The following is a 15144-nucleotide window of genomic DNA, read 5'->3' as shown; positions in this document are numbered from 1 at the left end:
CTGCCCTGCACCCGCTGGTTGGTCAGTACCTGCGCGGCGGCGCCGCCGGGGCTCGCCGTGAAACCTGCCTCGCAGGAGTACCGCCAGACCGACCAGCTGGTGCCTGAGCCATCGAACTGGACGCAGTAGGTACGTCCCTCCGACTGGGCACGCTCACCGGCGTTGCGGAGCGAGCTGACCAAGCTGTGAGCGGTGCCGGAAAACTCCTGAGCCCGCTGGTAAGCACGTAGGCCCCAGACTGCGATTGAGGACAGAACTCCCAGGATGAGCATCGCCACAAGAAGCTCGGTCAGGGTAAATCCCTCTTCCCGCGACACACCTGTGGAAGCCGGCACGAGGGGACTATCGGAGTTCGGCGACCCATGCTTGAGCCCCGTCTCCCCTCGCCCCGCTGAGGCAACGCATTGTCGGTTGCGCGTCAGGGTGAACTACCCAACAACAGATCGGCCCCCCGCAAAGTCCGCAGGGGGCCGATCCGCACTTACTTCCTAGAGCAACATTTCCGACCGAGAGCACTGGTCAGAGCATGGAGCTGTTAGATCACGCAGCACCGAACACGCACGACGTCGCGGTGGGGTCGGTCGTGTGGGCCGTGTTGTCCAGGCCACCATTCGTGCTGTTGTACACGAAGTAGTTGCCGGTGGAAGACTTAGCAACCAGGCAGAAGCCGCCGTCCAGAGTACCAGAGGTCGCGGATGCAGCGCCGGATGCGGCATCCTGGGCCCATCCGGAGACGTTAATCGCCTGCGTGCCACCGTCGTAGTCGCTGGTCGAGGAGAACTTAAGGCCATCCGAAAGCAGATCACCGGGGGCCAGGGTGCCCGCGGTGGCGCCCATGAAGTAGCCACCCGACGGGTTGTTCGTCAGGTAGGCTTCCTCCGCCGTGGCCGCACTCTTGAGGTCTGACTTGATTGCCGCGTCATAGGCCTTCTTCCGCTGGTTCAGGAAGACCGGAATCGCAATCGCGGCCAGGATGCCGATGATGATGACCACGACGAGGAGCTCGATGAGGGTGAATCCGCCCTCACCCTCCTCGCGGGCCTTACGAAGTCGAGCAAGCATTGCAGTCCTTCCCATCAAGACGGTGAGCCGCGCCAGTTATTGCATTCCCCCTAGCGCGGCACCTGGGGAGGTGCCGGCCGAGGCAGCCAGGCTGACCCGGGCCCTTGGGTCCCTTGGCTTTGCGACCCCGCCTCACGACGGGTGTGCCCTTCTTGGCCGTTGCGGCTCGATGACGTTGGGTATATCGCCACCTTGACCCCGCCACTTGAGCGCTAACTTGAACCGGTGATGCACGTCACCCAGTCGAGTTAGGCGAACGCAGATGGGGGGAACGACCTCAGGGCGGCGGCCCAATGGCCGCCGCCCTGTACTAGCAGATTCGCTCAGGACTTGATGAGGTCGAAGACCTTGAACATCGGCAGGTATAGAGCCACAACCATCGACCCGACCATCCCCCCGAGCACCGCGATCATGATGGGTTCGATCAAAGCGGTGAGCGCCTCGGTGGTCGCCTCGACCTCTTGGTCGTAGAACTCCGCGATCTTGTGAAGCATGGTGTCAAGCGCTCCGGTGTCTTCGCCGACTGCCATCATTTGAACCACCATCGGTGGGAACACGGGATGCTGCTTGAGCGGACCGGCCAGCGACTCACCTTCGCGCACACTGTCCATCACCGCATGCGTGGCGTCGCCGATGATGACATTCCCAGTGGCCTCGCCAACGATCTGCAGACTCTGCAGGATGGGGACTCCCGCGCCAAGCATCGTTCCGAGGTTGCGTGCGAACCGGGCCAAGGCAATCTTCTGGAACAGCGGGCCGAAGACCGGAACTTTCAATTTGATCGGATCGATGACGCGTCTGACCCGCTCCTGGTTTTTGACGCGGCGATACACCTGCCAGAGGGCGACGACACCAACCAAGAGCATAGGAGCGGCAATTTTCATCGCCTTGGACATGAAGACGAGCACGCGGGTCGGGGCGGGCAGGGTGCCGCCGAGAGAGGTGAAGATCTTGCTGAAGGTCGGGACGACGAAGATGAGCATGACGGTCACGGCGAGGATCGCCATCACGAAGACGACGATGGGATAGGTCATCGCCGACTTGACCTTGCCGCGCAGCTTGACCTCGGCCTCGTAGTTCTTGGCGATCTCGAGCAGCACCTTGTCGAGGAAGCCACCCACCTCGCCGGCCTTGCACATGTTGGTCATGAGCGGCGGGAAGACGTCAGGCCTGCTCGTCATCGCCGCCGACAGCGAAGAGCCGGCCTCGACGTCGTTGCGAACCTCCGCGATCATCTCCGCGAAGTACTTGTTCTCGGTCTGCTCCGACAGGATCGTCAGCGACCGAAGCAACGAAAGCCCGCTGTCGATCATCGTCGCGAACTGGCGCGAGAAGATCGCCAGGTCCTTGAGCTTGACCTTCTTGCCGAAGCCCGGGATCGAGATTTCCTTCTTCAGCCCGGTGTTGGCCTCGTTGATGGAAACCGGCGCGTAGCCCATCGACTTGAGTCGCTGGACGACCACCGTCTGTGACTCTCCGTCGAGCTTCCCGGTGACGAGCTTGCCCGCCTTGTCGCGGACGGCGTACTCGAATGTCGTGGCCATTAGCCCGTTACCTCTCAGGCCCGTCCGGCAAGCCGGTTGAAGTCTTCGACGTGGTGGCACTTCTCCAGGCCGGTGTCGTAGGTGATCCGGCCGCTCTTCACCAGCTCCGCCAGGTGCTGGTCCATCGTGTGCATGCCGTGCTTCGCACCGGCCTGCAGCGACGAGTAGATCTGGTGCGTCTTTCCTTCGCGGATCAGGTTGCGGATCGCGGCGGTAGCGACCAGGACCTCGGTCGCCACCACGCGGCCCTTGCCGTCTGCCGTCTTGCACAGGGTCTGGCAGACCACGCCCTGCAATGCGCCTGCGAGCTGCACCCTGATCTGCTGCTGCTGATGCGCGGGGAAGACGTCGATGACCCGGTCGATCGTCTGCGCGGCGTCCTGCGTGTGCAGGGTTGCAAAGACCAGGTGGCCGGTCTCGGCCGCGGTCAGCGCGACGGAGATCGTCTCCAGGTCGCGCATCTCACCGACGAGGATGATGTCCGGGTCCTGGCGCAGCACGTGCTTCAAGGCGCTCTGGAAGGACCACGTGTCCTCGCCGACCTCACGCTGGTTGATGAGGCAGCTCTTGTGCTGGTGCAGGAACTCGATCGGGTCCTCGACGGTCATGATGTGCTCGTGACGCTGCCGGTTCGCCAGGTCGACCAGTGATGCGAGCGTCGTCGACTTGCCGGATCCGGTCGGCCCCGTGACGAGTACGAATCCGCGGGGCATCATCGCGAAGTTGCCGATGACCGGCGGTATGCCAAGCTCCTCGAGCGGTTTGATCTCGTAGGGAATCAGGCGAAACGCGGCCCCCAGTGAGTCGCGCTGCCGGTAGATGTTGACGCGAAATCGCGCCTTGCCCGGCACCGCGTAGGCGAGGTCCAGCTCCAGGTGCTCCTCGAAGTTCTCCCGTTGCTTCTGCGTGAGCATCGCGTAGAGCATTCGCTGCAGGATCGGCGGCGACATGACCGGCCGTTCCTCCATGGCCTGCAAGGTGCCTTGCAGACGGAGCGTCGGCTTCGCGCCGGCGGTCAGGTGCAGGTCCGACGCCCCGCGGTCGACCATCTCGACCAGGAGCTCGGTCAGGATCATGCTCTCGGCTTCGGTGTTGTCCTCGAGGGCGGCCCGCGCGTAGGCCGCGTCGTCGTGCTTCACCTGCGACGGCGGCGCCGGCGGCTCGTAAGCCGGTGCGGCCGGAGGCTCGTAGGACGGCGCCGGTGCGTAGGACGGCACCGCGGACAGCGGCGCGTCGTACGCAGGGGCGGGCGCCTCGTAAGCCGGTGCGGGGGCGTCGTACGCAGGGGCGGGTGCGGGCGCCTCGAACGACGGCGGCTCATAGGCCGGAGCCGGAGTCAGCGGAGGCTCCACCGCGGGCGCGGGTGCCGGCACGAAGAAGCCGCCACTGTTGCCGAAGCTGTTGTCGTCCACGCGTGAGCCCCCTGGAGGAAGAGTCCGGTCGCTTGGGGATCGGCCATCAGGAGCACCGCCTTGAGCCACCCGGCGCACCCTGGCAGCACTCGCGTAACCCGGCCCGAGCGACTTGTCCGCCGGTCAGGGGGTTGAAGGGCGGTCCGCGACCCCCTCAGCAGCGGACAAGTGCGACAGCGAGGCCCGCCTGCACCGACACGGGGGGAGGGCGAGGCGCGTCAGACGACGACGCGGAGGATCTCCTCGAGCGAGGTCACGCCGTCGAGCACCTTGTGCATGCCGTCCAGCCGAAGCGGGACCATGCCTTGCTCCCGGGCGACCTGGGTGATCGTGGCCGCCGACGCACGTTCGACGGCCAGCCGCTCGATGTCCTCGGTGACCGCCATGACCTCGTGCAGCGCAAGCCGGCCCTTGTAGCCCGTCTTGGAGCACGACGTGCACCCGACGGGCCGGTAGAGCTTGGGCAGCTCCTCCCCCGGCTCCCAGGGAAAGCCGACGGCGGTGAGCCGCTCGGGGTCGGGCGCATAAGGCTCCTTGCACTTCTCGCACAGCCGCCGCGCGAGCCGCTGGGCCAGGATGCAGTCCAGCGCCGACCCCACGAGGAACGGCTCGATGCCCATCTCCACGAGCCGCGTGACGGCGGACGGCGCGTCGTTCGTGTGCAGCGAGGACAGCACCAGGTGACCGGTGAGCGAGGCCTCGATCGCGATCTGCGCGGTCTCGTGGTCGCGGATCTCACCAATGAGCACGACGTCGGGGTCCGACCGCAAGATGGACCGCAGCGCCGACGCGAAGGTCAGTCCTGCCTTCTGGTGGGTCTGCACCTGGTTGATGCCGGGGATGCGGTACTCCACCGGGTCCTCGACCGTGATCACGTTGATCTCCGGCCGCGACACGATGTTCAACGTCGCGTAGAGGGTCGTGGACTTTCCGGAACCCGTCGGACCGGTCACCAGGATCATCCCGTAGGGCTTGGTGAACGACCGCGAGTAGATCTCGTAGTTGGCCTCGCGGAAGCCGAGATCGGCGAGGTCGAGCATCGCGGTCGAGTTGTCGAGGATCCGCATGACGACCTTCTCGCCCCACACCGTCGGCAGCGTGGCGACACGAAGATCGATCTTGCGGCCGTGCACGGTGACCGACAGCCGGCCGTCCTGCGGGATGCGCCGCTCGGCGATGTTGATGTCCGCCATGATCTTCAGCCGCGAGATGACGCCCGACTGGATGTTCTTCGGCGAGTGCATGACCTCGTGCAGCACGCCGTCGATGCGGAACCGCACCCGCAGGTCACGCTCGGTCGGCTCGATGTGGATGTCCGACGCGCGATCCTGCACCGCCTGGGTGATGAGCAGGTTGACGAACTTGACGATCGGCGCGTCCTCGACGACCGCCTTGAGGTCGTCGAGGCTCTCCTCCTCGCCCATGTCGATCGAGGCGGTGAGGTCGTCGAGGTCGCTGTCGACGCGGTGGTAGCGGTTGATCGCCGCCAGCACGTCGGCCTTCGTGGCGACCACCGGCTTGACGTCCATGCCGGTCGTGGCGCGGATGTCGTCGACGGCGAACACGTTGGCCGGGTCGGCCATCGCGACGAGCAGCCGGCCGTCCTCGTAACCGATCGGCAGCGCGTTGTAGCGCCGGCACACCGTGCTCGGCACCAGCCCGACCGCCGACCCGTCGACCGGGTAGTCGCCCAGGTCGACGAACTGCAACCCGATCTGGGTGGCGAGCGCCGCGACCAGCTGGCTCTCGGAGAGGATCCCGCGCTCGACGAGGATGCGGCCGAGGCTGCGACCGACCCGCTGGTGCTCGCCGAAGGCGTCGTCGAGCTGCTCCTGCGTGACCAGTCCCCCGTCGAGAAGGATGTCGCCGAGCTGCTTCACCTTCTACTCATCGGCGCTGGCGCACCTCGGTTGAGAGCAGTAAGGACGCAGTCGTGCGCATGGCGAGCGTGTAGGGCGACGACTCGGGCAGCGCGAGGCTGGTGCCGTCGCTGAAGGTCAGCTGCACGCCGTACGCCGCATCCGCCGAGCCATCGGTGACGGCAGGCCCGGAGGGCACCGACCGCGGCCGCGGCACCGGCACGACAGCGGGCAGCACGACCGCAGCCGGTGCAGGCACGCGTGCGCCGGCCGCGTGCCTGCCCTTGCGCCGGGCGAACAACCGGAGCATCAGGCCTGCGCGACGACGTCGGCGCCGGCGGCCTCCGTGCCCTCCAGCAGGACGTAGAGCAGCGCGAGCAGCACCGACTTCACCGACTCGCGGTCGGTCGCGTCGCACGGCACGATCGGTACCTCGGCGGCAAGGTCGAGCGCCGTACGCAGGCGCTCCTCGTCGGCCGGCTCGAGCGCGCTGCTGCGGTTCAGGGCGACGACGTAGGGCACCGGCGCCATCTTGCGGAACGCCGCGAGGATGCCGACCGCCTCCTCGACCGAGTCGGGACGGTCCGCGTCGACGAGCAGGACGTAACCGAGCATCCCCTCGCCGAGGATCTCCCACATGAAGTCGAAGCGGTCCTGCCCCGGCGTGCCGAACAGGTAGAGCACCAGGTCGCGGTCGATCGTGATGCGGCCGAAGTCCATCGCGACCGTCGTCTCCGCCTTGCGGCTGCGACTGGAGTCGCTGATGTCCTTCTCGGTCGACAGCACGGTGATCTCGCTGATCGTGCGGATCAGTGTCGTCTTTCCGGCGGCGAACGGACCGGTCACCACGATCTTGACGGCGGTGCCGGTGCCGCGGCGACGGTTGCGTGTGCTTGCCATCAGAGCCCCCGGACGCCGGCGATCAGGCGCAGCAGCATGCTGCGGTTGATGTGGGGATCCGTGATGAGCGGCTGGGGCGCCATGGCCGTCGCGCCGTCGACCGCGCCGACGAGGGAGGGCTGGAAGCCGTCGGGATGCGCCGGGCGGCGCGGGGCCAGGAACGGCTCCGGGCGTTCCGGCGTCACGCCCTGCACCGGCACGGCGGCCCGTGGCGGTGGCGGCGAAACGTCCTCGAGCGCGGCCAGCGCCGACTGGCGGCGCAGCATCGCGTCGACGCCGTCCGCTTCCCCGCTGCGCAGCAGCCCGCGCTGCACCAGGTCGGCCAGCCGGGAGACGACGGCGTAGTCGCCGCGGCCGGTGAGCGACACGATCTCGGCAACGGTCCGGTGGCCGTCGACGAGCGCGAGCAGTGACCACTCGTCACGGGTCAGGGTCGGATCCTCGGCCAGCGAGAGCGCGACGGACAGCACGGTGGCCGGCGACGGGACCCGCTCGGCGACCGTCGCCCAGTCGGCCAGACGTCGCCGGGCCTCAGTGACGGCGTCCTCCGGCGACATCGTGACCCCGACGTCGTCAGGATTGGCCTCGTCGAGCTGGAAGGCGAAGGTGCCGTCCGGCCAGCGCAGCAGGTCGAAGACCGTGTCGACGAGGTGCTCGGTGACGACCGGCTGCAGCGCCGCGTCGTCGACGGCCGCCGCGTCACGCAGCGCCTTGACCACCCCGACGGCGGAGTTGTCCTTGGCGGTGGCCACCGCCGCGGTCAGCGCGTCGTCGTCGGCGTGCCCTACGGCGACCAGCCGCCGCGCCAGCACCTGCCGGGTCACGTCGGAGGACCCGCCGGTCAACGCGCCGTCGTTGAAGAACACGACACCGCGCGCGACCTCGTGCTGCAGGTAGAGCCCGCCGGTCTTCTTCGTCATCGCGAGCAACGCGAAGACGTCCGGCAGGCTGAACGCGTCGAGCGAACCCTCGAGCTTCATGACCGCCCCGTCAGGACCAGGTCGGCTGCTCGGACGCGGGCGCGCCGCCGGTGCTGCCGTTGGCGGCGTACGACGGCCAGCTCGCGCCCGCCGACGCGACCGGGGCGTACGAGGCCTGGGCCGGCGTCGGCAAGGTCGCGACCTCCACCTCCGGCTCGGGTTCGAGATCCGGCTCGGCGCGCAGCACGTCGGCGACCGCGGCGGCGGAACGGCGTACCTCGTAGAGCATCATGCCCGCCTTGGCGCCCCGCGCGGCGACAGCAACGAGCACGGCCTCGCCGTCGGCGGACACGAGGAAGACCGTGCCGTCCTCGCCCTCGATGTAGACCTGGGAGAGCTCGCCGCGTCCGAGGCCTTCGGCGGCCCGCTCGCCGAGCGAGAGCAGCGCGGCGCTCATGGCTGCGACCCGGTCCTCGTCCATCGACGGCGGGAGCGCGGATGCCATCGGCAACCCGTCGAACGACACGACCGACGCCGCCTCGATCTCGGGTGCCTGTGCGAGCAGGCCGGTGAGCACCTGGTCGAGCCGGCCGGAGCGGCCGGAAGAGCTGACGAAGCCGTTGCCTGACATGGGCGCACCTTTCCCGGCCGCGCGGCGTGGAGGCGACCTCACTACGCCCATCGGCCCGGGCGCGACGCCGCTTGAGCCACCTCAGCCTCGGGCGGCCAGGGCTTCCTCGCCGGCGGCGCGCATCGCCGCGATCGGCGGCTCGCAGCCGGTCATCAGCCGCACCGCCTCGGCTGCCTGGGCCACGAGCATCGGCAGGCCCCCGACGACCGGCGCGCCGGCCTTCAGGGCGGCGGCACCCAGCCGGGTGGGCCAGGGCGCGTAGACCAGGTCGAACACCGCGGCCGATCCTGACCAGCCGGCGGCCGCGAGGACATCGGCCGCACCGGCGGGCACGGTCGAGATCAGCAGGTCGGCCACCTGCGCACCGGCCCTTGCTCGTTCCCACGGCTCGACGGCGACCGCGACCTGCAACCGCTCGCCGAGCGCCACGAGGGCCGCCCCGCGGGTGGGGTCGCGCACGTAGACGGTGACTGAGCGCCCGCCCACCTGCGCCAGCCCGGCGATGACCGCCCGCGCCGCGCCGCCCGCGCCGAGCATGACGACCGATGCCCCGTCGACCTCGACGCCGAGCTCGGTCAGCGACACCACCACCCCCGTCACGTCGGTGTTGTAGCCCCGCAGCCCGTCGTCCCCGACGACCACCGTGTTGACGGCGCCTAGTGCACCCGCAGCGTCCTCGACCGAGTCGAGCAGCGGCAGCACCGCCCGCTTGAGCGGCATGGTCAACGAAAGACCGGCATAGCTCGAGCCGACCAGTCGCGGCATCAACCCCGGCAACGCGAGGCCGTCGCACTCGATGACGTCGTAGGACCAGTCCAGCCCGAGCGCCGCATAGGCGGCCCGGTGCAGGACGGGAGACAGCGTGTGCGCGATCGGCGAGCCGAGCACCGCGGCCCGGTTGCGCCGCCGCACCAGATCCTCTGCGCCGCCCGTCACGGCGAGCGCTGCCGCTCGGCCTGCGCCTTGAGGTGGAGGAAATCCTGGTAGTTCGTGGCGAACGCGTTGTGCCCGGCGTCGTCCATCGTCACGAAGTACAGCCAGGAGCCCGGGGTCGGGTGCAACGCCGCCTCCAGCGCCCGCTCGCCGGGCGAGGCGATCGGCGTCGGCGGCAGGCCGGTGTGCAGGTAGGTGTTGTACGGCGAGGCCACCTTCGTGTCCTTGATGGTGACCGTCGTCTTGTTCTGCCCGAGGGCGTAGTTGACCGTCGAGTCCAGCTGCAGCGGCATGTGCGCCCGCAGCCGGTTGTAGATGACTCGCGCCACCTTGCCGTAGTCGGCGGGAATCTTCGCCTCGCGCTCGACCAGCGAGGCAACCGTCACGACGTCGTACGCCGAATAGCCGAGTGACCGGGCACCCGCCACCAGCCCGATCTTGTCGGCCGTGACATCGAACTGCTGGACCATGTCCGCGAGCGCGGCCTGCGCGGTCGTTCCGGGATCGAAGTCGTAAGTCGCAGGGAACAGGAAGCCTTCGAGCCGGCCGTCAGCCCACGGGGGCAGTGGCAACCCGCGCGGCTGCCGGGCCACCGCCTGCAGGTCGGCCAGCTTCAACGGGGTCTTCTCGGCGATCCGGGCCAGCACCTGGGCGACCCGGAACCCCTCGGGAATCGTCACGGCGCTCTGCACCCGGGAGGACGGGTCGAGCATCAGCGCCAGGGCCGCAGCTCCCGACATGTGGCGGCGCAGCCGGTAGTAGCCCGGCGTGATGCCCCGGGACCGGTCGTCGCTCTTGGCAGCGTCCACGAAGGCGCCGGCGCTCTTCACCACATCGGCCTTGGCCAAAGTCCGGGCGATGTCGCTGGCGGTCTGCCCGACGTGCACCTGCACGACCACGCTGCCGGTCCCGCTCCCGTGGTAGTCGGGCGGGCTGGCGAACGGGTTGCCGATCGCTTTGAGTGCGGCCCACGCACCGCCGGCGAGCAGGACGAGGAGGGTCAGGACGACGAGGAACGCCAGGCCCGAACGGCGGCGTCGCGAGCGGGTGGCCTCCGGTTCCTCGTCGCGCAGCAGCGTCACGGGGTGACCACCTCGCCCGGGACCCGTTCGAGCGCGCGTTCCTCGTCGAGGGCGGCCTGCAGCAGCACGACGGCCGCAGCCGCGTCGACGACCGCACGCTGCCGCCGGCCCGGCACCCCGGCGGCGCGCAGCGATCGGGTCGCGGTCACGGTGGACAGCCTCTCGTCGACGAGCCGGACGGGTAGCGGGGCGATACGGCGAGCGAGCGCAGTGGCGTAGTCGCGTGCGGCCCGCACCGCCGGGCCGGACCGGCCCGACAGCGACCGCGGCAACCCGACCAGCACCTCGACCGCCGCCCGGTCGGCGACCAGCGTAGCCAGTTCGGTGAGATCGGACTCACCGCGCGCGTCCCGTCGCAGCACGGTCACCGGCGAGGCGAGTACGCCGGAGGGATCGCTGGCCGCGACGCCGACCCGGACACTGCCGACGTCGACGCCGATCCGGACACCGGGTCTCAGCCGGCTACCCGTTCGCCGACGCGGTTGCGGATGGCCGCGAGCGCATCCTCGGCCGCCTCCGGCCGGCTGCCGCCGCCCTGCGCGACGTCGTCGCGGCCACCGCCACCCCCGCCCAGGACGGCGGTGCCGTGCTTGACCAGGTCACCGGCGGCGAGGCCGCGCTGCCGGCCGGCATCGTTGACGGCGACGACGAGCAGCGGCCGGCCGGCCGCCACCGTGGCGAGCGCGACCACGGCCGGTCGCCCCGCGTCGATGCGAGCGCGGACGTCGAGCGCGAGCTTGCGCAGGTCGTCGGCCGACGTTTCCTCAGGCGCCTGGTGCGTGACGACCGACACGCCGCCCACGTCGACCGCACCCGACGCCAGCCGAGGCGCGTCGCTCAGCACGGCCTGGGCCTTCAGGCGTTCGAGCTCCCGCTCGGCATCACGCAACCGGGAGATCGTGCCGTTGACCCGCTCGAGCAGCTCCTCGGGACGCGCCTTGAACGTCTCGGCCAGCTGCGCCACGAGCACGTGCTCGCGCGCCATGAACCGGAACGCGTCGAGCCCGACGAGGCCCTCCACGCGGCGTACGCCGGCACCGATCGACGCCTCGCGGAGCAGCTTGACCATGCCGAGCTGGCCGGAGCGCGCCGCATGCGTGCCGCCGCACAGCTCGCGGGCGTAGTCGCCGACCTCGACGACCCGCACCTCGTCGCCGTACTTCTCGCCGAACAGCGCGAGCGCGCCGATCCGTCGCGCTTCTTCCTGCGTGGTGACGAACGCGCGCACCGGCAGGTCTTCCATGAGGACCGTGTTGACCTCGTCCTCGACGTCGTGCAGCAGCGCCGCGGAGACCGCGCCCGGCACCGAGAAGTCGAAGCGCAGCCGCCCGGGAGAGTTCTCCGAGCCGGCCTGGGCCGCCTGCTCGCCGAGCGCCTTGCGCACGGCCTGGTGCACGAGATGGGTCGCGGTGTGGGAGCGGGAGATCGAGCGACGGCGGTCGATGTCGACGCGGCCCTCGGCGTCGGCTCCCACGGTGACCTCCCCGCTGACCACGCGGGCGCGGTGCACGACGAGGTCGGGCACCGGGCGCTGGACGTCGAGCACCTCGACCCGGGCGCCGTTGGCCAGGACGATCACACCCCGGTCGGCGAGCTGGCCACCGCCCTCGGCGTAGAAGGGCGTGCGGGCGAGCACGAGCTCGACGTCCTGCCCTTCGTGGGCGGCGAGCGCCGGCGCGCCGTCGACGAGCAACCCGCGCAGCACCGACTCGGTGACGACCTCGACGTAGCCGGTGAACTCCGACCGCCCGGCCCGGTCGAGCAGGTCGCGGTAGGCGGACAGGTCGACGTGGCCGGTCTTGCGCGCCGCGGCGTCGGCCTTGGCGCGCTGCCGCTGCTCCCCCATCAGCCGGCGGAAGCCCTCCTCGTCGACCGACAGGCCCTGCTCGCGGGCCATCTCGAGCGTCAGATCGATCGGGAAGCCGTAGGTGTCGTGCAGCGCGAAGGCCCGCTCGCCCGACAGCGCGGGCCGGCCTGCCGCCTTGGTCTCCTCGACGGCGGTCTCGAAGAGCTGCGTGCCGGTGCGCAGCGTGGCGAGGAACGACTCCTCCTCCGCCACCGCGACTGCCTGGATCCGCCCGGAGTCGGTGCCGATCTCGGGGTACGACGCAGCCATCACGTCACACGCCACGCTGACGAGCTCCGCCACCCCGGCCTCCGAAGCGCCGAGCAGCCGTAGGTTGCGCACGACCCGGCGCAGCATCCGCCGCAGCACGTAGCCGCGCGCCTCGTTGGACGGCGTCACGCCGTCGCCGATCAGCATCGTCGCCGTGCGGGTGTGGTCGGCGATCACGCGCAACCGCACGTCGGCCGCGTGGTCGGCGCCGTACGCCACGCCGGTGATCGACGCCGCCCGGTCGAGGATCGGGCGCAGCAGGTCGGTCTCGTAGACGTTGTCGACGTCCTGCAGCAGCACGGCCATGCGCTCGACGCCCATGCCCGTGTCGATGTTCTTCGCCGGCAGCTCGCCGCCGATGTCGAAGTCGACCTTGCTGCGTACGGCGACCAGCTCGTGCTGCATGAAGACGAGGTTCCAGACCTCGAGGTAGCGGTCCTCGTCGACGATCGGGCCGCCCTCGCGACCGTGCTCGGGACCGCGGTCGAAGTAGATCTCGCTGTTCGGACCGCCTGGGCCCGGGACGCCCATGTGCCAGTAGTTGTCGGCCAGACCGCGCCGCTGCACCCGCTCGGCCGGCAGGCCGACGACCCGGGTCCACACGTCGTAGGCCTCGTCGTCGTCGTCGTGGACGGTGGCCCACAGCCGCTGCGGGTCGAAGCCGAAGCCGCCCGCGTCGACGCTGCTGGTCAGCAGCTCCCAGGCGAGCGTGATCGCGCGGTCCTTGAAGTAGTCGCCGAAGGAGAAGTTGCCGGCCATCTGGAAGAACGTGTTGTGCCGGGTGGTCTTGCCGACCTCCTCGATGTCCGGCGTGCGCACGCACTTCTGGATGCTGGCCGCCCGCGGGTAGGGCGCGGGCTCCTGGCCGAGGAAGTAGGGCTTGAACGGCACCATGCCCGCGTTGACGAACAGCAGCGTCGGGTCGGCGTCGAGCAGCGAGGCCGACGGGACGAGGGTGTGACCGCGCGCCTCGAAGAACGCCAGAAACCGGCGGTTGATCTCGGCGGACTCCATCACTGCCCCTCGGTGTCGTCGCGGGTCTCGGCGCCGCGCAGCACTCGGCGCAGGTGGGCGAGCCGCTCCCCGGCGGCCCGCTCCGCGCCGTGTCCCGACGGCTCGTAGTAGTCCCGGCCGGCGACGCCGTCGGGCGCGTAGGTCTGGGCGACGACACCACCCGGGAAGTCGTGAGGATATCGGTAGCCACGGCCATGCCCCAGCGCATTCGCCCCGGGATAGTGCGAGTCGCGCAGATGCGGCGGCACGGGACCGGTGAGCCCCGCGCGTACGTCGGAGGCCGCGGTGCCTATCGCGCGGATGACTGCGTTGGACTTGGGGGCCAGGGAAAGGTAGATCGTGGCCTGGGCCAGGTTCAGCCGGGCCTCCGGCAGGCCCACGAGGTCGAGCGCGTGGGCAGCGGCGACGGCCTGCGGCAGCGCCTGCGGATCGGCGAGCCCGACGTCCTCGCTGGCGAGGATCACCAGGCGCCGGGCGATGAAGCGCGGGTCCTCCCCCGCCTCGATCATCCGGGCGAGGTAGTGCAGGGCGGCGTCGACGTCACCGCCGCGGATGCTCTTGATGAAGGCGCTGACGACGTCGTAGTGCTGGTCGCCGGCCCGGTCGTAACGCACCGGTGCCCGGTCGACCGCCTCCTCGAGCGCGGCCCGGTCGATCGCCTCGCCGCCGTGGGCCCGGGCCGCACCGGCGGCGGCCTCGAGCACGGTGAGCGCGCGCCGGGCGTCGCCACCGGCCATCCGCAGGATCGAGTCGACTTCCTCGTCGGCCATCGTCATCCCGTCAAGGGGACCCGCCAGCGCGCGTCGGATCACGGTTCTGACGTCGTCGTCGTCCAGCGGCTCCAGCACGAGCAGCAACGAGCGGGACAGCAGCGGCGAGATGACCGAGAAGGACGGGTTCTCCGTGGTGGCGGCGATCAGGCTGACCCAACGGTTCTCGACCGCGGGCAGCAGCGCGTCCTGCTGCGCCTTGTTGAACCGGTGCACCTCGTCGATGAACAGCACCGTCTGCCGCCCGTGCAGGGCGAGCTGCTGGCGCGCGTCGTCGATCGCGGCGCGGACGTCCTTCACTCCGGCGGTGACCGCGGACAGCTCGACGAACCGGCGGTCGGTCGACGTGGCGACGACGTGGGCGAGCGTGGTCTTGCCGGTCCCCGGCGGCCCCCAGAGAAACAACGACATCGGCGCGTCGTCCTCGACCAGCCGGCGCAGCGGTGACCCGGGCTTCAGCAGATGCCGCTGCCCGACGACCTCGTCGAGCGCTCGTGGGCGCATCCGCACCGCCAGCGGGGCGGTCGCCGCTTCGGCGTCACGCGCCGCCTCGCTGAACAGATCGCCCACGCCGCCAACGCTAGCCCGGACCCGACGCCGTCAACGCCGGCAATGCCGGCCCGCCCGGACGTCGCGGCTACCGCGGCGCGTACCTTCCCGCCGATCACGGCCGCCGCGTGATCAATTCTTGAGGAGTGATCACGCTCTTCCCGTGATCGGCGCAGCAGGGGGCCAGTCAGACCGCGTCGAACGGCGGCGAGTAGGCCGGGCGTCCCTGCGGCGGCGCGCCACCCAGCAGGAGCGCCTGGAAGTGTGCGGGCGGCCAGCCCTCGGGTGTCTCGATGCCGTGCTCGTCGGCGCGGGTGAAGCCGAAGCGGGAGTAGTAGGCAGGATCACCGAG

At 70.0% G+C, this 15144-nt stretch carries 14 protein-coding genes and 1 riboswitch; all 14 genes read right to left on the bottom strand.

The window, feature by feature from the left end; all coding sequences use genetic code 11:
* Positions 1-335, bottom strand: a 335-nt coding sequence (locus VFJ21_00070; GenBank protein ID HET7405517.1) for a type II secretion system protein, incomplete at its 3' end; no start/stop codon positions are given.
* 205 nt (positions 336-540) lie between these two features.
* A complete protein-coding gene (locus VFJ21_00065) occupies positions 541-1062 on the bottom strand; it encodes a prepilin-type N-terminal cleavage/methylation domain-containing protein (GenBank protein HET7405516.1) in 522 nt (173 codons plus the stop codon).
* 78 nt (positions 1063-1140) lie between these two features.
* A riboswitch (cyclic di-GMP riboswitch) is annotated at positions 1141-1220 on the bottom strand.
* 165 nt (positions 1221-1385) lie between these two features.
* Positions 1386-2606 (bottom strand): type II secretion system F family protein, encoded by a 1221-nt coding sequence (locus tag VFJ21_00060; protein ID HET7405515.1) that lies wholly within the window; start codon positions 2604-2606, stop codon positions 1386-1388.
* Between the two features lie 14 nt (positions 2607-2620).
* Positions 2621-4018, bottom strand: coding sequence for a type IV pilus twitching motility protein PilT (locus tag VFJ21_00055; protein ID HET7405514.1), 1398 nt, complete (start codon positions 4016-4018; stop codon positions 2621-2623).
* 218 nt (positions 4019-4236) lie between these two features.
* Positions 4237-5898 (bottom strand): ATPase, T2SS/T4P/T4SS family, encoded by a 1662-nt coding sequence (locus tag VFJ21_00050; protein ID HET7405513.1) that lies wholly within the window; start codon positions 5896-5898, stop codon positions 4237-4239.
* Positions 5899-5905: 7 nt separating this feature from the next.
* Positions 5906-6187, bottom strand: coding sequence for a hypothetical protein (locus tag VFJ21_00045; GenBank protein HET7405512.1), 282 nt, complete (start codon positions 6185-6187; stop codon positions 5906-5908).
* Positions 6187-6777 (bottom strand): ATP/GTP-binding protein, encoded by a 591-nt coding sequence (locus VFJ21_00040; GenBank protein HET7405511.1) that lies wholly within the window; start codon positions 6775-6777, stop codon positions 6187-6189. Before VFJ21_00040 ends, VFJ21_00045 begins: the two co-directional genes overlap by 1 nt.
* On the bottom strand, positions 6777-7757 hold the full coding sequence (locus VFJ21_00035; GenBank protein HET7405510.1) for a DUF4388 domain-containing protein: 981 nt from the start codon (positions 7755-7757) through the stop codon (positions 6777-6779). The genes VFJ21_00040 and VFJ21_00035 overlap by 1 nt, the downstream gene beginning before the upstream one ends.
* Before the next feature lie 10 nt (positions 7758-7767).
* Positions 7768-8328, bottom strand: a complete 561-nt coding sequence (locus tag VFJ21_00030; GenBank protein HET7405509.1) for a roadblock/LC7 domain-containing protein — start codon at positions 8326-8328, stop codon at positions 7768-7770.
* An 81-nt stretch (positions 8329-8409) separates the two neighbouring features.
* A complete protein-coding gene (locus VFJ21_00025; protein HET7405508.1) occupies positions 8410-9264 on the bottom strand; it encodes a shikimate dehydrogenase in 855 nt (284 codons plus the stop codon).
* Entirely contained in the window at positions 9261-10343 is a 1083-nt protein-coding gene (gene mltG / locus VFJ21_00020; GenBank protein ID HET7405507.1) for an endolytic transglycosylase MltG, read from the bottom strand. Before mltG ends, VFJ21_00025 begins: the two co-directional genes overlap by 4 nt.
* Entirely contained in the window at positions 10340-10801 is a 462-nt protein-coding gene (gene ruvX / locus VFJ21_00015; protein HET7405506.1) for a Holliday junction resolvase RuvX, read from the bottom strand. Before ruvX ends, mltG begins: the two co-directional genes overlap by 4 nt.
* Complete coding sequence (alaS, locus tag VFJ21_00010; GenBank protein ID HET7405505.1) at positions 10798-13473, bottom strand: alanine--tRNA ligase; 2676 nt, start codon at positions 13471-13473, stop codon at positions 10798-10800. The genes ruvX and alaS overlap by 4 nt, the downstream gene beginning before the upstream one ends.
* Positions 13473-14813 (bottom strand): replication-associated recombination protein A, encoded by a 1341-nt coding sequence (locus VFJ21_00005; GenBank protein ID HET7405504.1) that lies wholly within the window; start codon positions 14811-14813, stop codon positions 13473-13475. Before VFJ21_00005 ends, alaS begins: the two co-directional genes overlap by 1 nt.
* Between the last annotated feature and the right edge of the window lie 331 nt (positions 14814-15144).

This window comes from Mycobacteriales bacterium (assembly GCA_035690485.1).
Taxonomy (GTDB): domain Bacteria; phylum Actinomycetota; class Actinomycetes; order JAFAQI01; family DASSKL01; genus DASSKL01.
The sequence above is the reverse complement of the archived record's forward strand: the minus strand, read 5'-3'. Positions and strand labels throughout refer to the sequence as shown.